The organism is Clostridium sp. YIM B02506, assembly GCF_022324845.1.
Taxonomy (GTDB): Bacteria; Bacillota; Clostridia; order Clostridiales; family Clostridiaceae; genus Clostridium_T; species Clostridium_T intestinale.
Map to the genome: position 1 here is coordinate 172606 of NZ_JAKGTG010000001.1, position 20993 is coordinate 193598.

Sequence of the window (20993 nt, forward strand, 5' to 3'; positions counted from 1 at the left end):
TTTTTAATGGCTAAAAAAACATTATACGAAAAAATTTGGGATAAGCATTTAGTTAGTCTTGGGGAAGGCGGACAAAGCTTAATCTATATAGACCTTCATTTAATTCATGAGGTAACTTCACCTCAAGCCTTTGAAGGTTTAAGACTTGCAGGTAGAAAAATAAGAAGACCTGATTTGTCATTTGCTACTATGGACCATAATGTACCTACTTTAGATAGATACAACATTAAAGATCCTATTTCTAAACAGCAAATGGATACACTTAGTAAAAACTGTGAAGATTTTAAAGTTACATTATTTGATTTAAATAGTCCTAATCAGGGAGTTGTTCATGTTATGGGGCCAGAGATTGGACTTACTTTACCTGGTAATACTATTGTTTGTGGTGATAGTCATACTGCAACTCATGGTGCTTTCGGTGCCTTAGCCTTTGGTATTGGTACAAGCGAAGTTGAACATGTACTTGCAACTCAATGTTTACCTCAAAAGAAATCTAGAACTATGAAAATCGAAGTTAAAGGTTCCTTTAAATCTGGAATTACAGCTAAGGATTTAATTCTTGGAATCATAAGCAAATATGGAACAGACTTTGGAACAGGATATGTTATTGAATTTACTGGAGAAGCTCTTAAGACAACTACCATGGAGCAGAGAATGACTATTTGTAACATGGCTATAGAAGCAGGAGCAAGATCTGGTTTATTCCAACCTGATGAAGTTACTTTTGAATACTTAAAAAATAAAGACTATGCTCCAAAAGATGAAGCTTTCGAAAAAGCTGTAGAAGAATGGAAAACTTTATGCTCTGATGAAGATGCAGAGTTTGATACAGTTCTTGAATTTGACTTAGATACCTTAGAACCACAGGTAACTTGGGGAACAAGTCCAGGAATGGGAGCAGGAATTAACGATTTAGTACCTTCTCCAAAGGATTTTAACGATTTAGATAAACAAAAGTCTACAGAAAAGGCTTTAGAATATATGAACCTTACCCCTGGCACTCCTATGAAAGATATAGAAATAAACTATGCATTTATAGGTTCTTGCACTAATGGAAGAATTGAAGACCTAAGAGCTGCTGCAAAAATAGCAAAGGGTCGTAAAGTTTCTCCAAAGGTTACAGCACTAGTTGTTCCAGGTTCAGTAAGAGTTAAAGCTCAAGCAGAAAAAGAAGGTCTTGATAAGATCTTTATAGAAGCAGGTTTCGAGTGGAGAGAGCCAGGATGCAGTATGTGTTTAGCTATGAATCCTGATGTATTAAAACCAGGTGATAGATGCGCTTCAACCTCAAATAGAAATTTTGAAGGTCGTCAAGGCCGTGGCGGAAGAACTCATTTAGTTTCTCCAGAAATGGCAGCTGCGGCTGCAATATATGGACACTTTGTAGATGTAAGAGATTTACTATAAGGAGGATTATTTTATGGAAGCATTTATAAAACACACTGGAATCGTAGCTCCTTTAGATAGATCAAACGTAGATACAGATGCTATAATTCCAAAACAATTTTTAAAGAGAATTGAAAGAAGCGGCTTTGGTAAATTCCTATTTTATGAATTTAGATTTGATGAAGAAGGAAAAGATATTGAAGATTTCGTTCTAAATCTTCCTAAATATAAAGGAGCTTCTATCCTACTTTCAAGAGCAAACTTTGGTTGCGGTTCTTCTAGAGAACATGCACCTTGGGCATTAGAAGATTATGGCTTTAAAGCTATCATAGCTTCAAGCTTTGCAGATATTTTTTATAATAACTGTTTCAATAACGGAATACTTCCTGTAAAACTTTCTCCTGAAGAAATAGAAGCCTTATTTCAAAAAACTGAAACTATCGAAGGTTATAAAATAGAGATAGATTTAGAAGAAAAAAAGGTAAAAGATAATACAGGATTAGAATTTAGCTTTGATGTAGAAGATTTTAAAAGAACTAAACTTCTAAATGGATATGACGATATAAGTCTTACTCTATTAAAAGAAGAAGAAATCTCTAAATTTGAAGCAACACATAATACTAATAAAACAGCAGCAACAATTTAAGTAAAAAGCAATCTTCTTAGAAGATAAAATAACTCTATTAAAAAACCTTGCAGAATAATTTTATTAAATCCTTCTGCAAGGCTTTTTTCTTTATTTTTCTCTTTTATCTTTTCCCTTAAATAAAAGATATATATTAAACAAAACTCCTAAAATACCAATAGGTATAAATATTATAAGTTTTAAGTTATTGGTTTTTTGCCATATTATAACCCCAACTATAATTGCAAATATGATTACAAGGCATAAAGTAAAAATGGTTATATTAATAAGCTTATTATTTAATGAGTTTTTTGACCTAAAATTATCTCCCATAAACATCTCCTTCAAGCCATTTTCTAATACCATTATATTACTAATAAGGATGACTTATCAAGCTTCAAGGGTTACTTCTTAGAGAGAATATTTCTATCTATTAAGTTGTTATTGGATATATCTTTCCCTTAAGATTCTCTGTATGTGCTAGGTTTCCATCCACAGTTATTACAACCGCACCCATATTATTAATTTTATTAACTCTACGTATAATTGAGGTGGCATCTAATCCAAAAAGCTTTGTAGTATATATATCGCAGTCCACGGATTTATCAGCAATAATAGTTAAAGAAGCTACGTTACTTTCTATTGGATATCCTGTTTTACTATCAAATATATGGTGATATTTACTTCCGTTTTTTTCAAGTACTCTCTCATATATACCTGAGGTTACAACGGATTGATTTCTTATTTTAACAAGTGCTACCGAATTTCCTCTTGGCAAAAAGGGATTTTGTATTCCTACTTTCCAGTCACCACCTTCAGATGGTGATTCTCCAAAAACAAGAACATTACCTCCCATATCCACCATAGCTGAAACAGCTCCATTTTCCTTAAAAAATTCCATAACTTTATCAGCAAAATACCCCTTAGCTATGGCTCCAAGGTCTATCTCCATGCCTTCTTTTAGTAAATAGACACTCTTTTCATCATCATCTAGTTGTATATTCTCAGGTCTTAAAAGTTCTAATACCTTTTTTATAGACTCTTTGTCTGGCACATGTGCCTCCTTAAAACCTATTCTCCATAATTTTATCAACGGGCCTATTGCTATATTTAAATATGTACTTTCGGATAAACTATGTTTTTTCCCTGTTTTTATCAGCTCATACAGCTCCTCATCCACTTTTTGTGGAGCTAGTGCAGCTGCTTTTTTAAGCATCCCAAGCTGTGAGTTATCGCTATTAGCGCTAAAAACTTCTTCATAATGAATAAGCATATCACAAGCTTTTTCAGCTAAGTTTTCAGCATCTTTTCCCTTTATATAAAGCGTTATTTTTGTTCCCATTAGATATATAATCTTTGTATACTCATCCATTTTGTTCTCCTATATTAAAACTATTCTGCCCATGAGTTAGAAATGCATCTATAAGGTCTTTATCAATACTCGTAAGTTTTCTTTCACTTAGATATGCAATAAAATAATCTATGCTAAGCTCATCCATAGGAACCTGATATATATTATATTCAGAGGGGCTCTCCTTTACATAGACACTTTCTGGTATAAAAGTCACTCCCAAATTACTCATTGCAAGATTACGTATAGTATAAATCTCTGTACTTTCCATTATGATTTTGGGCTCTACCTTATAAACACTTAATAGCTGATCTATCTGTTTTCTTATTGCAGAACCCTTAGAAGTAAGTATCATCTTTTGACTCAATATCTTGCTTATGTCCATAGTCCCCTCTGGAATAATGGCTACATCTTTCTGATATAGATCACAAGAGCGCGGAATAATAGCACGGTATCCGTGTTTTCCCCAGCTAACTGAATTTAAGTTTGGAGAAATATTTCTTGAATTTTGTCCAATCCAAAAATCCAACTCACCATTTTGAGTAAGTTTCTCATTTTTATCTGGTAAAGCCTCCGAAAGCTCTACTCTATAGTTTGGATGCATACCTAAAAATTTTGGTAAAAAGAGAGGTAAAAGGTAGGTTCCAAGACTAGGAAGCACTCCTATCTTTATAACCTTACTACCTATATCTGACACATCTGATATTTCCCTAAGTAGTTTTGCATAGTTATTTTCTATTGAAGTTAAATATTGATAATATATCTTCCCCTGCTCAGTTAAACGATATGGAAGTTTACTACGGCTTATAAGCTCACAGTTTAACTGCTCTTCAACTCTTTTAATAACCTGAGTTAAATACGGTTGAGAAATATAAAGTGATTTAGCAGCTTTTCCATAATTACTGTACTTTAAAATAGCATCAATATAATACAAAATATCCTGAGGATAGCCTTTTGACATTTCATTCATCCCTTTGTGAAACAATTAACTTGTTTATTCTTGTTTTTGATTATAACAAATATGTTATCAAACATCAATAAATAACTATTAGATATAATATATGGAGCATGTTAAAATTATATCAAACATACTACTAAAATTATGAAATTTTGATGTACAGAAAGGGGATTACCATGAAATATTTAGCAATCGTAGGCACCAATTCAGACGTGTCAACTAATCGTATGTTACTTCAATTTATGCAAAAACATTTTTCTAATGAGGCAGATATTGAAGTATATGAAATCAAGGATTTACCTCCATTTATTGAACTTGAGGATTCTGATATTATTCCTCAAAAAGTAGAAGAATTATCTGATAAAATCTTAAAAGCCGATGGAGTAATAATAGCAACCCCAGAGTATGATCATGCCATACCTGCTGTTTTAAAAAGTGCTCTTGAGTGGATTAGTTACACTAGCCAAGCACTTACAGACAAGCCTCTTTTAATAGTAGGAGCTTCTCTTGGTACACTTGGTTCTTCTCGTGCACAAGCACATCTTAGACAAATACTTGATTCACCTGAGCTTGCTGCTAGAATCATGCCAAGCAGTGAGTTCCTTTTAGGAAGATCACAAGGTGCATTTGATAGCACAGGAAATCTTATATATGCTGATAAGTTAGCAGAACTTGATGAAATTTTTAGAGAGTTTGTTCTATTTACTGATATAACATCAAAACTTTTAGCAGAAAAAGTTTTAAATAAAAAAGTTAAAAAATTCACGTGGGAAGAGTAGGAGGATTAGTATAATGAAATTTATAGCAATTGTTGGAACTAGTGCAAAAAAATCATATAATCGTAAACTCCTTCAGTTTATGAAAAAATACTTTGATTCAAAGGCAGAAATAGAAATACTTGAGATTACAGACGTTCCTATGTTTAATCAATCTGATAATCAATCCTCAAGTGAAGTTATACAGATGTTTAACAATAAGATTATAGCAAGTGATGGTGTTATTATAGCTACTCCTGAATATAATCATTCAGTACCATCTAGCCTTAAAAGCTTAATTGAATGGCTAAGCTTTGACCTTCATCCACTTGCTGGAAAACCAGTAATGATCCTTGGTGCTTCTCTTGATACTCAAGGTTCATCTCGTGCGCAACTACATCTTCGTCAAATCCTAGATGCACCAGGGGTAGATGCAAATGTAATGCCAGGATATGAGTTTTTACTTGGAAATGCGAACAAAGCATTTGATGAGGAAGGTAATCTAAACAATGAAAGAACTATAGATTTTCTTGAAATATGTTTCCTACGCTTTATGAGATTTGCAAAGATTGCAAATCAGCTTAATGAAGAAGAAGAGTTTACCTTTACTCCAGGAGTATATGAGGTAAGTGCAATAGGTCACAGTGGAAGTCTTCCAATGAAAGTATCCTTTAGTGAAAACAGAATAGAGAGTATAGATATAAATACAGATGGAGAAACAGAAGGTCTTGCCGATGTAGTTTTTGTAAGAATACCAGATAAAATAATCGAAGGACAAACATTAAATGTTGATGCTCTTTCTGGTGCTTCTGAAACTAGTACTGCTGTATTAGACGGTGTAGCTAAAGCAGTTAAGCTTGCAGGAGTTAACCCTGATATACTTAAAAGACGTCCAAAACCTGCTAGCAGCCTTATAAAAGAAGATGAAGAATATACTTGTGATGTAGTAGTTGTAGGCGGAGGCGGTGCTGGACTAAGTGCAGCTGCAACAGCACTTCAAAATGGTAAAAGTGCTATTGTTCTTGAAAAATATCCAGCTGTAGGTGGTAATACCATACGTTCAGGTGGTCCTGTAAATGCTGCAGATCCAGAATGGCAAATGAAATTTGATGAAAATCCAGGAGAAAGACATACTATCGAAGCATTACTAGATACAGATGAAAGCTTAATTCATCCAGAATATTTAGATGACTTCCATGCACTTAGAAAAGAGTTTTCTGACTATAAGGAGAAGTTTGCCACACAAAAAGGACATCTATTTGATTCTCCACTACTTCACAGAATGCAAACATATTTTGGTGGAAAAAGAACTGACCTTAATGGTAACTCAATATACGGACAATATGACCTAGTAAAAATCCTTACAGACAGAGCTTTAGAAAGTGTTAAATGGCTAGAGGAAATAGGAGTTGAGTATGATAAAAGTATAGTATTCGCTCCAGTTGGTGCACTTTGGCGTCGTGGTCATAAGCCTACTAAAAGCCATGGTTCATCATTTATACTTGCACTAACAAAATATGTACAAGATAACTCAGGAAAAATCATTACAGATAGTCCTGTAAAAGAATTTATCATAGAAGATGGCGAAATAAAAGGAGTTATAGCAACTGGTGTTAATGGTCAAAAGATAACTGTTCATGCAAAAGCAGTAGTGCTTGCAAGTGGTGGTTTTGGTGCAAACACAAAGATGCTAAAAGAATATAACACCTATTGGAGCGATATTGCTGATGATATAAAAACTACTAATTCCTACGCTATGACTGGTGATGGAATATTACTTGGTAAAACAGTAGGTGCTGCACTTACAGGAATGGGCTTTACTCAAATGATGCCTGTAGCAGATCCTGAAACTGGTGAACTATTCAGCGGAGTTCAAGTACCTCCTGAAAACTTTGTAATGGTAAATAAAGAAGGTAAAAGATTTATTAATGAATTCTCTGGAAGAGATGTTTTAACAAAAGCTGCTATAGAACAGGGTGGTTTATTCTACCTTATAGCTGATGATGAAATAAAGAAAACAGCTGCTAATACAAGTCAAGAAAAGCTAGACCGTCAGGTAGAAGCTGGTACTTTATTTAGAGCAGATACCCTAGAAGAGCTAGCAGTAAAAGTTGGTATGGATCCTGCAGTTCTTATAGATACTATTAATAAGTATAACTCATATGTTGATGCTGGATTTGATCCTGAATTCCATAAGGATACATTTAGCTTAAAAGTGGAGAAAGCACCATTCTATGCTACTCCTAGAAAACCAGCAGTTCATCATACAATGGGTGGACTTAAAATAGACACTAACGCTCATGTATTAGACGAAAATGATAAACCAATTAAAAACCTTTATGCAGCTGGAGAAGTTGCTGGGGGTATCCATGCAGGTAACCGTCTTGGTGGTAATGCATTAACCGATATATTTACCTTCGGAAGAATTGCTGGAAAAACTGCCGTTGATGAAATGAAATAGTTAAACTGTAAAAAAGCCAGATACAAATACACAGAGCCGATAACACGCATAAGTAAAAATGCGGTTATCGGCTCTATTTTTCCTTAAATTAAAGATATAATTAATATCCACTTTCTATAGCTTTAACTCTATCATAAAAATTCTTATTGATAGGGGTTTCTAGTAAGTACTTTTTCCCAAGCTCAAGAACCGCTCCTGAAAACAAGTCTACCTCACTTAAGCGTTTTGCCTCCATGTCTTGAGCCATAGATGGTTTTCCTGTTTCACTTAAACCATCTAATATATTGAGCCAATAATTTAAATCCTCTTCTGTAAGATTAATCCCTTCTTTTTCAGACAATAGAATAACTTCTCTCATAGCTCTAATCATGGTATCTCTAGCTTCCCCTTGAACTTGAATTGTTCCATAATTTCCTCTATATAAAGCAACAGTTTGATTAACTCCAACATTAAGCATAAACTTGCTCCATAACCTTTTATACATGTCCTTTTGAACCTCATGCGGTAACTCTACACTTTTAAAGAAATCCTCAACTAAGCTTACCTTTTCTGAAATAACACCAGCTTCTTTTTCACCAAAACATATCATCCCCATATTTTTATAAGTTAGCTTGTTACCTTCCCTTACTGCATCCATTCCCTGAGCTACAGAATATAGAACCTTGTTCTCACCATAAGCTTCTGCAATTAACTTCTCACTAGTTATTCCATTTAATAAAGATAAAATTATTGTATTTTCCCCAACTTGATTTTTTATATCCCTTATAGCATCCTTAAGTACACTATATTTCACAGCAATTATTACAAGGTCAGCAGGTGCTGTTTTCTCCTCTGGAGTTATAAAATTAAAATCACAAAGCTCATCGTTACAGTATATATTTGAATATCTTTTTATTCTATCTTCACTGGCTATAATTCTTAAATCCTCTTTCTTCATTCTTTTAGATAAATGATTACCAAATAATATACCAAGAGCTCCAAGCCCTATAATAGATACAGTTTTAATTTTCATATAAAATTAAGCCCCCTTCAAATTAGTCTACAATACCATTATATAACTAATCAGAAGAATTTCTCAATATTGGTTATTTCGTTTCTATATCAGCGAATGTCAGCTCAAATGATTCATTATTAATAACTTCTTCAAGGTTCATAATATCAGAAATTCCCAGTATGCCTTTTTTAAAATCCATAGTCGCCATTCGTCTTGCTGCTTCTGCAGCAATTAGCCCAGTGAATCTACCCTCGTTATGTCCCCATGCGCATATTCTCTTTTCATCAGCTTGAATGGATACTATAAAAATATCTGTCCCAAATTTAGGTTTTCTTAAAAACTCTTCAGCAAGCTTGTAAATCCTTTTATATTTTAACAAGCCAAGCAAACCAATTTTTTTACTTCCATAAATAAGGGCTGTTATATTTGGCTGATCAAATCCCAAATATGTTATGAAGTTCTTATTCTTATACTTTTGGTTTAACATATGCTGATCAACAAAATTAAAATTATAGGTTCTTAAGCTATTTCCTTCAGTTATTATTGTATTTTTCAGTTGAAATGGTCTTATATATCCAAGGGTTTTATGGGGGTATCCTTTTAAGAAATTATCTAAAGTCCATTTGATAGCCGCATCTCCATGCCTTTCTCCCAAACCTAAAACAAGCTGAATGTCTATACTTTCTGCCAAAGGATAGCTACGAACAAATTCCTCTGCCATAAGATTTGTAAGTCCTGGGGCTAATCCAACGCCTAATAAAATTCTGCTTAATCCTAAAAGCTTTAACCCCCTTATTTTCTCAATAAATTCCGAGTTTGCAGTTACATCCATATAATCAATTCCATGTCTATCACAATATTCAACCAACTTAGTATTTTCCTGATCCACACAAACAATAACCCATCCAATACCTTGCATTTTCTCAAAGTCAATGTTATGAATATTCATCTCACAAATTTCTGCTTCTATCTCTTGCTTTTCTAAAAATCTTTTTATCTTTTCTCCGCTTCGACCAGCCAAAACCAAATTATAGTTTTTAAGCTCTCTTGTAATATATTGACCTACTTTACCATGTCCCCCTATAATCATAATTTTATTCTTTGTATCCATTAACACACTCCCTTTACTATAAAACTATTATAGGAATACCCTTGATAAGCAATCACTTATGAGTGATTTTGAATTAAACTTATTGCATGCTCTAAAAAACCTTTAATAGATTCTAATTTATCACTAGGGGTATTATCCAGAAAATCAAAAAGAGCTTTATCATATTTATCATGGTATTCTTCATGAGCATCATAGGCAATCTTCCCTTTTTCAGTCAAATAAATCAAATAGCGTTTTTTATCTTCTGGATCATCTTCTTTAGTAATCAGACCACGTTCACTCAATTTTTGTAAAGTCTTATGAACCACAGGTCTGGTTATTCCATATTTCCGTGCAAGTTCAGCACTATGGATACCTGGATAATCCCCTATTGTTTTAATCATATGAATTTCTCCACGGTAAAATTTCATATCCTCACTTCCAAAATCAAGCACATTTGTTTTACCATTTGCAATTCTCTCTGTCAGCTCAATAAATGAATCAATAACCCCTCTAGCATCCACTGAAGAATTACTGCTACCCTTTTGATAAATAAGCCCTTCAAACATAGATACTTTTATCTTATCTGCTACAGTAAGACCAGCTTTTTGGAGTGCATTTTCAATCTCCTCTTTACTAGGTGGCAAAGGAATCCCTTCCAAAAAACCTGATAACCAGCTCAACATATTAGTGGGAACATTACCTTTTTTATCCTCATAACTCCCTACGATAAAAAGATATCCACCATCCTTTAAAGCATCAGATACTTTTTGCAAAAATATAGACATATCACCCTCTACAAAATTTAAGATACCTGAGGCAATAATAAAGTCATAAGGTCCTCCCAAAGGATCAGAATTAAAGTTTCCTGATACCACTTTGATATTTTCCTGAACTTTATGTTGTCTCACAATTTCCTTTGTGACTTCAGAAACAGCCTGTGTTTCTATAATCGTAGCTTTACTATTTGGAAACTGTTTAACAAACTCAATATCCAAAATTCCTGCTCCACCCCCAAGATCCAGAATGTTTAGAGGCTCATTACTATTTGGATATAACTTCATGATTTCATCAATAAACGCCTGTACTCTTCCAGTATACATTTCTGGAATACTTAAACGTGCAAGCTCCGAAAAATCGTAACCATTCCTACTAACAGTTTGAGCAGTCTTTACCTTTTCTTCAAGTTCTGCAAGAGATGTCATTTTCTCTCTAAATAATAGAGTATCACCTAAAAAAACTTGGCTATTTCTAGATAAGAAATCTTTTGTTTCTGGTGTATTTATATAAAAGTCTCCTTGTTTATTAACCAATCCACAGGAAATCAGTGATAAAAGCATGAATTCAATTTGATTTTTATCACATTTTATTGCCTTTGCAATATCTTCTGCGGTTTGTGGTGTATCTAGATAAGAAAAAATATTTAACCGTATTGCCGCAAAGAGTAACTGTCCCTCTTGGTAGTTGTGTATTATTTCATAATAACGTTTAGGACTATTTTCAATCTTATACATAAATAAAACATCTCCTTTGTCAGTGGATACCCTCTTTTAAATAGCATCAATTTATATTGTTAGTATGGCATACATATTATTCGTTTGTCAAGGAAACTTTGTTTCAAAAAAATTAGACTAATATTAGCGAAAATCATTTTATATAATAATTTTCACTTAATTAGTCCAATAATAATATTCGTTAATATAGTTACAATTAAATATATACTTACCTTTTCCTCTTTATAAATCTATAAGTGAATACTTCACTCCTTTAGATATATTGTATATAGGTGTATCTAAAAGCTCCCCTATTGCATGCCCAAGCTCAAATAACTCTTCATCAGTAATATCAGTGTTATTTACATTAATTTGAGTTTTCTTAAATATATCCTTTCCTTCCTTATTAAGTCCTGCTTTATACTCGATAACTAATACATTTTCAACTAAAATTGACTCTATCATATTATTGCTCCTTATTCCTTATATAATTGCACTTGTTAAAATCAAATACATATTATATATATGCATAAGAGCCTATTTTTGAACGACAAATATTGATCTTTTTTTATAAAGATTTATTCTTTTCTTTCAATAAAGCTCGAAAATAAGCTTCTCTTATAGCATTATCAACTATAGTATTCATGTGTATATCTATATTTTGATTCATTCCAATAAGTTTGTTTAACATTCCTACTGTAGATTTTCTTAATTGATAAGTTCTCCTAACATCATATCCTTCTCCATCAACTTCTGGAGTTTTACGTTTCCCCTTTCTTTTTATTAAGTCTTTTTTCTCTTCTGATTTATTTATTAAATTTTTATCATCAATAGTATTAGAAACTTTATTTTCATATGATGAACTTATAAGCACCTTAACTACTTCACCATCAATCTCTTCATCTTCTTTAATACCTATATATTCAGTGGTTTCTTCCTCTTGTTCTTTTGTGATATCCACTATTTCTTTTTCTGATAAATTTTCCTTTTTGACCATAATCATCACCTCTTAATAAAATAATATTCAATAAAAAGAAAATTTGAACACTTCTAATCAGCTTTTTAACTTTTTAAATGTTTAAATGTTTAAATGTTTAACTTTTTAAGCATTTAACTTTTTATTAAACATAATTATTAATCAAAATGAATTTAATGGAGCATTCCTGCGGAATCTCCTACAGCAATAAGGTGTTTAACTTTTTATTAATATAATGAATCTAATGAGGCTTGAGAAGGAACTCTTTTTTTGTCTCTTTTATGAATAAAACAATGCCATTTCATGTCTAATTTGAATATATTATCTCGTAATGCTTTTTTGAGAGGAGGTGATGAATTTGGCTATTCAAAAGATTTTAGATACCTCTAAAATTACCATTAAGGTCGAAAATGGCTTTAATGATGCAGGTAAGGCGATTTATAGAAACCTAGGTTTCTCCGGCTTAAGAGCTGATTGTAGTGTTGAAGATCTTTATACTCTTGCAGAGGCTATTAAGGGCATTTTAGCAAATAACACTGCTGAGTATTTATTAACCGAAATATCACAAATAGTTAATGTGGATTAACAATATTCAAAGCATTAAGCTGAAAGGAGGAATTTAAAATGACACAAACATTAGTTATGAGCTTTATAACTTCTAATGGTGGAAAGGCTTCTATGTCTATTTCCGGAGTAAAAGAGGATATAACCTCTGCTCAAACAGAGGCTTTAATGAATCTTATTATAGCTAAAAACTATTTCGATACTAAAAACGGAGCATTAGTTGCCATCAATAACGCGAAAGTCGTTAAAAAGGATGAAGCAAAATTGCTTTAATTAATTTTAGCTCAGCAAATTTTTGCTGAGCTTTTTATATAGATTTATATGACTTCTTTATAATAAGAAGAAAGTTTGTTATTATTAATTTATTATATAAATTTAATAGAGGTATTATAAATGATTGAATATAAAGATAAAAGCTATGTGTGTTTATTGGATTTTGCAATGGATCTTGTTAGAGGAAAATGGAAGGCATTAATTTTATGTCATCTATATAATGAGCCTATAAGATTTTTAGAGCTTCAACGTAAGGTTAAAGGCGTAAGCCAAAAGGTATTAAATGAAAAACTTAAGGAATTAGAAAATGACGAGTTAATAGCCAAAGTGGTATATCCTGAGGTTCCTCCTAAGGTTGTGTATCATCTTACTCCTAAAGGTGTGGCTCTTACTAAGATACTTAAACAAATGGAAGACTGGTCTATTGAATATTATCCTGAACTGAAGAACAGCTGCAATTAAGAAAATTGATTGATAAATTTAATAAAAAATAATCTGTGCACCTTATATAATGAATAGTTAGAGGGGTATTCATCTCAACTTATACACAGATTATTTTTAAAACATTAAATTAGAATATAGTATCTTGATTTTCTTCGTTAAATAAGTGAACTTTATCTAAATCTATTGCAAATTTTATATTATCCCCTATAACTTCTCCTTGATGTTTAGCTGTTTTTATTGTAAATGCCCTATCATTTGCTTTTATGTGAAGCAAGACTTCTGCTCCTAAGTTTTCTACTACTTCTATTATCCCATTTACAATATAACTTCTATTACCCTCTTGTTCAGTTACAATTTTTATATCTTCAGGCCTTATTCCCAATATGGCTTGCTTTTCGATATAATTAGAAGCTTTGATTTTATTAGCCTTGTCCTTATCTAGAGCAACTTTTTGCCCAAATACTTCAACTATAATATTTTCATTTTCTTCTTTTACATCTCCATATAAGAAATTCATTTGAGGACTTCCTATAAATCCAGCGACGAACATATTTGCAGGATGATTATATATTTCAGTTGGAGTATCTACTTGTTGAATTATTCCATCCTTCATAACTACTATTTTACTTCCTAAAGTCATAGCCTCAACTTGGTCATGGGTTACATATATAAATGTAGTTTGAAGATTCTGATGTAATTTAGCTATTTCTATTCTCATCTGGTTTCTTAATTTAGCATCTAGGTTTGATAGAGGTTCATCGAGTAAAAATACCTTAGCCTCTCTAACCATAGCTCTTCCCATGGCTACTCTCTGCCTTTGTCCCCCAGAAAGTGCTTTAGGTTTTCTATCTAATAAGTGCTCTATATCAAGTATCTTTGCTGCATCTCTAACTTTTTTATTTATTTCATCTTTTGGTATTTTTCTTAATTTCAACCCAAAAGCTATATTATCGTAAACTGTCATATGAGGATACAATGCATAGTTTTGGAATACCATTGCTACATCTCTATCCTTGGGAGCTAAGTCATTAACTAATTGACCATCTATGTATAGCTCTCCCTCTGATATTTCTTCAAGTCCTGCAACCATTCTTAAAGTAGTAGATTTTCCACATCCAGAAGGACCTACAAATACTATGAATTCTTTATCTTCTATCTCTAAATTAAAATCCTTTACTGCTGTTACATCCTTTGAATATCTTTTATAAATGTGTTTTAATGATAAACTTGACATGTCTTATTCCCCCTCAATATTTTTTCCTCTCATCTGACATACTAATTTAACTATATCATTGTAGATTTATATCATCAAACTAGAAAATAACTCCTCCTTGTAATATAGCTTAACTAAGAAGTTCATCCCAATCTACATTGCTTTGCATGGTTAATGAATTATAATCTGCACCTAACTGTTTATGCTCTGGTCCTACTCCTAATGATCTCATATGACATGCTCTCGCTGCCACTATTCCAGATTTAGAATCTTCTACTACCAAACATTCTTCATTTTTTAGGTTTAACTTTTTAGCGGCTACTATAAAAACCTCTGGGTCTGGCTTTGACTTAGTAACATCTAATCCACAGCTTACTTCATCTATATATTTATTTAATCCTGTTTTTTCTAAAATAAGAGGTGTATTTTTACTTGCAGAACCTATTCCTATTAATACACCCCTATCTTTAAGCATTTCTAAAGTCTCTATAACATCTATTAAAACTGCCTGAGAATCAAGGCTCTCTAATAATTCAACATAGTACTTATTTTTTTCTTCAGCAAACTTTAATTTATCTTCACGAGAATAGATGGTTGTCCCCTTTGACAGTACTACCTCTAAGGATTCCATTCTGCTTACTCCCTTTTGTCTTTTATTATCTTCTTCTGTGTAATTAGTGATTCCTAATTTGTGGGCTAATTTCTTCCATGCATAAAAATGCATCTTATCTGTTGAAACTAATACTCCATCAAGATCGAAAATTACTCCTTTAATCATTCTGCTATCTCCTTCTGATTTTTTACTATACAATTTCCTGTTTTAATGATAAAATATACCAAAGGTTTAACCTTAAACTTCCCAAGGAGGTGACGTATAAACATGGCAACAATCAAAGATATTGCCAAAACCGTTGGCGTAAGTTGTACAACAGTTTCTAATGTAATTCATGGAAAACCTGGTCGTGTTTCAGCAGAAACCATTATTAAAATTAATAAAGCTATCGAGGACTTAAATTATGTTCCAAACATGTCAGCTCGATCTTTAGTTTCTAACTCATCAAAGGTTATAGGTGTTATAAATCACATAGTAACTACTCGTGATAAGAATTTTATGGAGGATCCATTTCATTCTATATTCATAGGTGCCATAGAATCTACCTTGCGTGAAAATGGGTATTATCTAATGCTCCGTACCGTAGAAACAAGTCAAGATTTGAACTTTTTTCTTAGAAACTGGAATGTGGACGGGTTAATTCTTACAGGAATTTATGAAGACGATTTTTATAGTGTTTTAACTAAATTAAATATTCCCGTTGTTTTAATAGATAGTTATGTTTCAAATCCGAATATCTGTAATGTAAGCCTTGAAGATTTTAATGGAGGTTATCTTGCTACTAAGTACCTTATCGATCATGGTCATAGAAGCATTGCATTTGCATCCCCATTTATAAAATACAAAGGTGTTGTATCAGAACGTTTTGATGGTTATAAAAAAGCTCTTTCAGAGGCTAACATAGAATTTAATAAGGATCTTGTGTTTGAACAGGAACTTGATACTCCAACAGCAATTGCTTTAGGCAAATCTCTAGCTAAGCGAGATGACTTTACTGCTATATTTTCTACAGCTGATATATTAGCTGCTGGTATTATAACAGGTCTTAAACAAGCTGGTAAAAAAGTTCCTGATGATATTTCTATAATAGGGTTTGATGATATTAATCTATGTAACTTAATATCCCCTGCCTTAACTACTATTCATCAAGATGCTCATTTAAAAGGCAAGCTTTCTGTTAATTACATAATAGATAAACTTGAAAATAAACCTATCCACCAAAAGGAAACAATTCTCCCAGTTAGAGTTGTTGAACGTGATAGTGTAATGTCTATATCTTAGAATTCAGTAGAGGGAGCTTCCTCTACTGAATTTGTTTTATATCAGCTTTATTATTTTCTATATTTACTTGATATAGTTTGTTTAAATAGGATATTTTAAAATTTAAACTCTTCCAACCTTCTGGCATACAAGGTCTTGCCTTAACTACACCATCTTCAAAATATATACCTCCAAAGCCTTCTACAACTGTCATATAAGCTCCTCCAGATGAAGCTGGGTGAGTTCCCCCTATATATATAAGTCCTGCCCACTGTTTACCTCCTCCAAGAATATCAGGAAGCGCTGACTTTAAGAAAAATGGATATGCTCTATCAGGAATTCCACACTTACAGGCTACTAAAGCATACATGCAAGCACTTAAGGATGATCCATGTTCTGTTCTAGGCTCATAATATTGCCAGTTCTTAAGCATTACTTCTTCTGAGTACTCTTTATGAAATAAATTAAGCATGGTTATTACATCTGCTTGCTTTATAACCTTTGTATCTGAGGCAATTCCATATGCTCCACCCCAGTATTCCTTGTCATTTAATAATCTCTCTTTTAACTTATTTATCTCTATATCTTCCAAACTTTCATACCCATCAAATTGTGGAATTATAGATGTTTTATCCTCAGGTTTAGGTATATATATCTTACAGCTTGCATCCGCAAACTTTGATTCTAGTTCTTCTAATGAATATTCTTCCTCAAGCTTCCACTTATTTTTCTTTATCATTTTTATTACATCTAAGGAACTTTCAAAGGTGAACTTAGCCATTTTGTTAGTATAAGCATTATTATTAACTCTTTCATGATACTCATCTGGTCCTATTACATCTCTAAGTTCATATACTTCTGAGCCCACTTTAGTAAGCAATAAATCATGATAGAAATTTGCACATTCAATTATTACTTTATATCCACCTTCTGTGATTAAATCATAATCTCCAGTTCTATTGATATACTTCATAATTCCATAAACAATAGCTGAAGAAATGTGAATCTGCTTATCTTTAAAATATGTCCTCATTGGACGTCCTGTAAATACATCTGTTACATTGTAATCTGAACATGCATCATATCCATTTTCTTGGCTTTCCCATGCATAAAAGGCTCCCTTATATCCGTAAGAACTTGCCTTTTTCATAGCGCCTTCTAATGTATCTATTCTGTATTTAAGTAAGGTTTTTGCTACCTCTGGTTCAGTGTTTAAGAAGAAGTCCAGCATAAACATCTCTGTATCCCAAAATATAGCCCCCTTATAAGTTTGTCCTGATAATCCTCTTGCTGGAATTGATAAACTTTTAGAATGTCTAGGTGCTATAGAATGTAGATGATATATGGAATAATTAATCCCCTCTTCCGCCTTATCATCACCATCTATGATAATTTCTGAGGTATACCAGATTTTATCCCATTCCCTTTTATGTTCTTCTAATAATTCAAAATAACCCTTGTCCCATATATTTCTTACAAGTGCTACCGATTCTTCTATTGGATTCTTACAATCTTTACTGGTATATACAGTAATAAACTTATATATTTCGTAAGTAAATCCCTTTTTTGCATCTATACTTATCTTTCTAAGAAGCTTATTATCCTTCTCAACTTTCTCTTTTTTTGCCTCAAAATTGCACTTAATTTTTTCACTGACACAAACCCTATCTTTATTTTCATGAGTTAAGGCGTTGGAAATTAATACATCCTCTTGTATTGAGTACCTAATCTCATCATAGTGAGGTCCATTAATATCCCACACCTCTCCATCTATTCCTGTATATATATTTAACTCTCCATCATAATCTGAAGTAACGCTATATTTCATAAGAATGCAATGCTTGTTAACCATTGATGCAAATCTTTCCACCTCAATGCTCAAAGTTCCTTTATCTGTATCAAAACTAGTTTTAGATTTAAATAAACCATATCTATAATCTAATGCTAGTGTATTAGTAGAAGGCTCCACATTCGGCAAACGGTACTCTTGTCCATCAAATTCAACATAGGTGAAAAGAGCATTTGGCGCATTTAATGGTTCTCTCCAAGCATCTCCTACCTGATCATAAATTCCAGATAAATTTATAGCTACAAACTGCTCCTTTTCATACTCTGGAAGAGTACCTCTTATCCCAAGATATCCATTTCCTATAAGAAATTTATTGCCGTTTGCTGATATTTTATCCTTGTTATACGAATTCTCTTCTATCAACCAACTAATCATTTTCCCCTCTCCATTCGCTTGGAATATTTATTCCCCTTTTTTCTTCACTTAAAGTTATGATTTCTTCATACACTTCAATTTGAATTTCTGTACCATTTAAAGTATAAAATGCTGCATTTTCTTTATTAACTTCCACTACTATTACATCATCCTTATAGCATAGTCTAAAAGAATATCCATTCCATTCTTTAGGAATAGAAGGTTTAAAACTTAGTACCGCTTTATCTGAACGCATTCCTCCAAACCCATATAGAATATTCATCCAAGCTGCTGCTATAGAGGTTGTATGTAAACCTTCATGTGTATTACGATTGTAGTTATCTAAATCCATTCTAGTTGCAAATCCAAAAAAATCATAAACCTCTCTATGCTTCTTTAATTGTGCTGCTAATATTGAGTGTACTGATGGTGAAAGTGAACTTTCATGAATACATCTTGGCTCATAGTATTCGTAGTTAGCTCTAAGTTCCTCCTCTGTAAATCTGCTGTTATATAAAAGCATAAACATAAGAACATCAGGCTGCTTAATCATGTCGTTACGGTAAATTCTATCGTAAGTCCAGTTATGATATAATGGAAAATCTTCTACGGGAATCTTGTCTACATCTATATGAGGTAAATTGAAAAATCCTTCATGCTGCTCAAAAAGCTTTGTTTCTTTATTATAGGGAATGAACATTTTCTCCCCTATTAAGCACCAATTTTCTAATTCTTCTTGTTTAACGTTTAACTTTCCCAGGATATTATCATATAAATCTTTATTTTTACTTTCTAATCTCTTTAAAACATCTAGGGTATACTCAAGTGTAGTTTTACCCATATAATTTGTATAACAATTATTGTTTACCATCATCTGAAACTCATCTGGTCCCATTACCCCATAATATCCATATCTTGATTTATCTGCACTCCAATCACCCCTTGTAGCAAGCATTCTGCTTATTTCTATAAGAAGTGGTGCACCTGTTTCAAATACGAATTCTTCATCTTTAGTTATATTCTCATAATGCCATATCCCATATGCAACTGCTGTTGATGGTTGAAGCTGTAGACTTGCATGCTGCCATAGGTTACAACATTCTCTTCCACTTATAGTTGCTATCGGAAAAAATGCACCTTCACAATCTAACTGCTTTGCTCTTGCCTTAGCCTCTGGTAATGTAATTAATCTAAATCTTAATAATTGTTTGGCTGCTTCTAGGTTGTTAAAGATGTAGAAAGGTAAACAATATGCTTCAGTATCCCAAAAAGAGTTGCCGTTATATGCTTCTCCCGTTAATCCTTTTGCTCCAATTACATTACTTTGATCTGCTCCATGATAAGTTTGGTGCATTTGGAATATACAAAATCTTACGCCCTGTTGATTTAACTCATCTCCATCTATAACAATATCTGATTCAAGCCAGACTTTTTTCCACCACTCTATACTTATATTTTTAATCTCATCATATTTAATTGATGTGATATTTTTCTTTTCTTCTTTACATTTAGATATAAATTCATCAAGTGAATCTTTATCATTCTTATTTACTAGATTGCTAATAACTTTAGTAAAGGTAGCTTTTTCACCATCTTTTAAGCTGATTTTAAAGCTTTTTAATATTTTCTTTTCCTCACTAATATCTTCTTCTTTTTCATATATACAATCAAAAGCACAAGTAGAAAAAACATTTTGCTTTGTATTTATTGTAGTACCAAGTATACTTAGCCACCTATCTCCACCACTATTTTCACTACATTTCCATAGGTTTTTACCTGCCATGTGATGAATATTTGTAAAATCTAAACCTGATATGATTGTTATATCTCCATTAAAATTTATAGGCGTAATATTTATTCTCTGCCCTGCCAAATTAGCATCTTTCATTGATAAAAAACGTTCAAATTCTAACTTTACTTCTTTTCCTCCATTTACTTCCCATATAAATGAACGAGTTAAAAGCCCTGCCTTTAAATCAAGTTCTCTTCTAAAATCTCTAAAACTACTTTTATTTAAATCTAAAACTTCATTGTCAAGAATTATACGTGTATATAGCCAATCTACTGAATTAACCATAAACTCACTATCTTTTATTATTCCTTTATATGAGGAACCTGTAACTTCTTGTGATTCATACACTCCATTAAAATAACTTCCAAGCAGGCTATTTCCAGTATACCCTTCTTCAAAATAACCTCTCACTCCCATGTACTCATTTCCCAGAGAGTATATAGATTCAGAAACCTCTGAATAATCTTTATTAAATCCTTCTTCAATGATTTTCCACGAGTCTGTAACATAGTATTTATCCGCTATTTTTGCCATATTTAATT

At 32.4% G+C, this 20993-nt stretch carries 20 protein-coding genes; 8 read left to right on the top strand and 12 right to left on the bottom strand.

Translation table 11 applies throughout. The features are described from left to right. The first annotated feature begins 6 nt into the window (after positions 1 to 6). Both leuC and leuD read left to right on the top strand, forming a co-directional pair. Complete coding sequence (gene leuC / locus L1S49_RS00750) at positions 7 to 1407, top strand: 3-isopropylmalate dehydratase large subunit (RefSeq protein WP_238902139.1); 1401 nt, start codon at positions 7 to 9, stop codon at positions 1405 to 1407. Between the two features lie 13 nt (positions 1408 to 1420). Continuing rightward, on the top strand, positions 1421 to 2032 hold the full coding sequence (leuD, locus tag L1S49_RS00755) for a 3-isopropylmalate dehydratase small subunit (RefSeq protein ID WP_238902140.1): 612 nt from the start codon (positions 1421 to 1423) through the stop codon (positions 2030 to 2032). Positions 2033 to 2122: 90 nt separating this feature from the next. On the opposite strand, the gene L1S49_RS00760 is transcribed toward leuD, so the two are convergent. The 3 genes from L1S49_RS00760 to L1S49_RS00770 form a co-directional block, all read right to left on the bottom strand. Next, on the bottom strand, positions 2123 to 2344 hold the full coding sequence (locus L1S49_RS00760; protein ID WP_238902141.1) for a hypothetical protein: 222 nt from the start codon (positions 2342 to 2344) through the stop codon (positions 2123 to 2125). Between the two features lie 100 nt (positions 2345 to 2444). Further along, on the bottom strand, positions 2445 to 3383 hold the full coding sequence (locus L1S49_RS00765) for an FAD:protein FMN transferase (protein WP_238902142.1): 939 nt from the start codon (positions 3381 to 3383) through the stop codon (positions 2445 to 2447). Further along, positions 3376 to 4323, bottom strand: coding sequence for a LysR family transcriptional regulator (locus tag L1S49_RS00770; RefSeq protein ID WP_238902143.1), 948 nt, complete (start codon positions 4321 to 4323; stop codon positions 3376 to 3378). The genes L1S49_RS00765 and L1S49_RS00770 overlap by 8 nt, the downstream gene beginning before the upstream one ends. A 173-nt stretch (positions 4324 to 4496) precedes the next feature. Here L1S49_RS00770 and L1S49_RS00775 point away from each other — a divergent pair, with 173 nt between their 5' ends. Together L1S49_RS00775 and L1S49_RS00780 are read left to right on the top strand one after the other, a co-directional pair. Beyond that, positions 4497 to 5099, top strand: coding sequence for an NADPH-dependent FMN reductase (locus L1S49_RS00775; protein ID WP_238902144.1), 603 nt, complete (start codon positions 4497 to 4499; stop codon positions 5097 to 5099). Positions 5100 to 5112: 13 nt separating this feature from the next. Then, positions 5113 to 7536 (top strand): flavocytochrome c, encoded by a 2424-nt coding sequence (locus L1S49_RS00780; protein WP_238902145.1) that lies wholly within the window; start codon positions 5113 to 5115, stop codon positions 7534 to 7536. A 100-nt stretch (positions 7537 to 7636) separates the two neighbouring features. Here L1S49_RS00780 and L1S49_RS00785 read toward each other — a convergent pair whose 3' ends face one another. From L1S49_RS00785 to L1S49_RS00805, 5 genes are all read right to left on the bottom strand, one after another. Further along, positions 7637 to 8548, bottom strand: coding sequence for a ketopantoate reductase family protein (locus tag L1S49_RS00785; protein WP_238902146.1), 912 nt, complete (start codon positions 8546 to 8548; stop codon positions 7637 to 7639). 73 nt (positions 8549 to 8621) lie between these two features. Beyond that, entirely contained in the window at positions 8622 to 9641 is a 1020-nt protein-coding gene (locus L1S49_RS00790; protein ID WP_238902147.1) for a saccharopine dehydrogenase NADP-binding domain-containing protein, read from the bottom strand. A 56-nt stretch (positions 9642 to 9697) separates the two neighbouring features. Beyond that, positions 9698 to 11134, bottom strand: coding sequence for a methyltransferase domain-containing protein (locus L1S49_RS00795; RefSeq protein WP_238902148.1), 1437 nt, complete (start codon positions 11132 to 11134; stop codon positions 9698 to 9700). A gap of 222 nt (positions 11135 to 11356) precedes the next feature. Continuing rightward, positions 11357 to 11578, bottom strand: coding sequence for a DUF1659 domain-containing protein (locus tag L1S49_RS00800; protein WP_073019330.1), 222 nt, complete (start codon positions 11576 to 11578; stop codon positions 11357 to 11359). A 103-nt stretch (positions 11579 to 11681) separates the two neighbouring features. Further along, on the bottom strand, positions 11682 to 12110 hold the full coding sequence (locus tag L1S49_RS00805) for a hypothetical protein (protein WP_238902149.1): 429 nt from the start codon (positions 12108 to 12110) through the stop codon (positions 11682 to 11684). Between the two features lie 337 nt (positions 12111 to 12447). Between L1S49_RS00805 and L1S49_RS00810 the strand changes: the two genes are divergently transcribed. From L1S49_RS00810 to L1S49_RS00820, 3 genes are all read left to right on the top strand, one after another. Next, a complete protein-coding gene (locus tag L1S49_RS00810) occupies positions 12448 to 12675 on the top strand; it encodes a DUF1659 domain-containing protein (protein ID WP_238902150.1) in 228 nt (75 codons plus the stop codon). Between the two features lie 38 nt (positions 12676 to 12713). Continuing rightward, the gene (locus L1S49_RS00815) at positions 12714 to 12926 is read left to right on the top strand and encodes a DUF2922 domain-containing protein (RefSeq protein WP_238902151.1); all 213 of its coding nucleotides are present in this window, start codon (positions 12714 to 12716) and stop codon (positions 12924 to 12926) included. A gap of 120 nt (positions 12927 to 13046) precedes the next feature. Next, on the top strand, positions 13047 to 13388 hold the full coding sequence (locus tag L1S49_RS00820) for a helix-turn-helix domain-containing protein (protein ID WP_238902152.1): 342 nt from the start codon (positions 13047 to 13049) through the stop codon (positions 13386 to 13388). 109 nt (positions 13389 to 13497) lie between these two features. Here the strand turns inward: L1S49_RS00820 and ugpC are convergent, their stop codons facing one another. Together ugpC and pgmB are read right to left on the bottom strand one after the other, a co-directional pair. Then, the gene (gene ugpC / locus L1S49_RS00825; RefSeq protein WP_238902153.1) at positions 13498 to 14604 is read right to left on the bottom strand and encodes a sn-glycerol-3-phosphate ABC transporter ATP-binding protein UgpC; all 1107 of its coding nucleotides are present in this window, start codon (positions 14602 to 14604) and stop codon (positions 13498 to 13500) included. 109 nt (positions 14605 to 14713) lie between these two features. Further along, the gene (pgmB, locus tag L1S49_RS00830) at positions 14714 to 15361 is read right to left on the bottom strand and encodes a beta-phosphoglucomutase (RefSeq protein WP_238902154.1); all 648 of its coding nucleotides are present in this window, start codon (positions 15359 to 15361) and stop codon (positions 14714 to 14716) included. Positions 15362 to 15463: 102 nt separating this feature from the next. Here pgmB and L1S49_RS00835 point away from each other — a divergent pair, with 102 nt between their 5' ends. Then, complete coding sequence (locus L1S49_RS00835) at positions 15464 to 16477, top strand: LacI family DNA-binding transcriptional regulator (RefSeq protein ID WP_238902155.1); 1014 nt, start codon at positions 15464 to 15466, stop codon at positions 16475 to 16477. Between the two features lie 22 nt (positions 16478 to 16499). Here the strand turns inward: L1S49_RS00835 and L1S49_RS00840 are convergent, their stop codons facing one another. Together L1S49_RS00840 and L1S49_RS00845 are read right to left on the bottom strand one after the other, a co-directional pair. Next, entirely contained in the window at positions 16500 to 18680 is a 2181-nt protein-coding gene (locus L1S49_RS00840; protein WP_238902156.1) for a glycosyl hydrolase family 65 protein, read from the bottom strand. Beyond that, positions 18673 to 20985 carry a glycosyl hydrolase family 65 protein gene (locus L1S49_RS00845; protein WP_238902157.1) on the bottom strand — a complete coding sequence of 771 codons (2313 nt, stop codon included), beginning with the start codon at positions 20983 to 20985 and terminating at the stop codon, positions 18673 to 18675. Before L1S49_RS00845 ends, L1S49_RS00840 begins: the two co-directional genes overlap by 8 nt. Between the last annotated feature and the right edge of the window lie 8 nt (positions 20986 to 20993).

Bases quoted from the DNA above. Each gene is read 5' to 3' on its own strand.
- L1S49_RS00795 (WP_238902148.1), bottom strand. From the start codon at position 11,134: ATGTATAAGATTGAAAATAGTCCTAAACGTTATTATGAAATAATACAC.
- L1S49_RS00785 (WP_238902146.1), bottom strand. From the start codon at position 8,548: ATGAAAATTAAAACTGTATCTATTATAGGGCTTGGAGCTCTTGGTATA.
- L1S49_RS00760 (WP_238902141.1), bottom strand. From the start codon at position 2,344: ATGGGAGATAATTTTAGGTCAAAAAACTCATTAAATAATAAGCTTATT.
- leuD (WP_238902140.1), top strand. From the start codon at position 1,421: ATGGAAGCATTTATAAAACACACTGGAATCGTAGCTCCTTTAGATAGA.
- L1S49_RS00765 (WP_238902142.1), bottom strand. From the start codon at position 3,383: ATGGATGAGTATACAAAGATTATATATCTAATGGGAACAAAAATAACG.
- L1S49_RS00775 (WP_238902144.1), top strand. From the start codon at position 4,497: ATGAAATATTTAGCAATCGTAGGCACCAATTCAGACGTGTCAACTAAT.
- leuC (WP_238902139.1), top strand. From the start codon at position 7: ATGGCTAAAAAAACATTATACGAAAAAATTTGGGATAAGCATTTAGTT.
- L1S49_RS00840 (WP_238902156.1), bottom strand. From the start codon at position 18,680: ATGATTAGTTGGTTGATAGAAGAGAATTCGTATAACAAGGATAAAATA.
- L1S49_RS00805 (WP_238902149.1), bottom strand. From the start codon at position 12,110: ATGGTCAAAAAGGAAAATTTATCAGAAAAAGAAATAGTGGATATCACA.
- L1S49_RS00845 (WP_238902157.1), bottom strand. From the start codon at position 20,985: ATGGCAAAAATAGCGGATAAATACTATGTTACAGACTCGTGGAAAATC.
- L1S49_RS00790 (WP_238902147.1), bottom strand. From the start codon at position 9,641: ATGGATACAAAGAATAAAATTATGATTATAGGGGGACATGGTAAAGTA.
- ugpC (WP_238902153.1), bottom strand. From the start codon at position 14,604: ATGTCAAGTTTATCATTAAAACACATTTATAAAAGATATTCAAAGGAT.
- pgmB (WP_238902154.1), bottom strand. From the start codon at position 15,361: ATGATTAAAGGAGTAATTTTCGATCTTGATGGAGTATTAGTTTCAACA.
- L1S49_RS00770 (WP_238902143.1), bottom strand. From the start codon at position 4,323: ATGTCAAAAGGCTATCCTCAGGATATTTTGTATTATATTGATGCTATT.
- L1S49_RS00780 (WP_238902145.1), top strand. From the start codon at position 5,113: ATGAAATTTATAGCAATTGTTGGAACTAGTGCAAAAAAATCATATAAT.
- L1S49_RS00820 (WP_238902152.1), top strand. From the start codon at position 13,047: ATGATTGAATATAAAGATAAAAGCTATGTGTGTTTATTGGATTTTGCA.
- L1S49_RS00800 (WP_073019330.1), bottom strand. From the start codon at position 11,578: ATGATAGAGTCAATTTTAGTTGAAAATGTATTAGTTATCGAGTATAAA.
- L1S49_RS00815 (WP_238902151.1), top strand. From the start codon at position 12,714: ATGACACAAACATTAGTTATGAGCTTTATAACTTCTAATGGTGGAAAG.
- L1S49_RS00835 (WP_238902155.1), top strand. From the start codon at position 15,464: ATGGCAACAATCAAAGATATTGCCAAAACCGTTGGCGTAAGTTGTACA.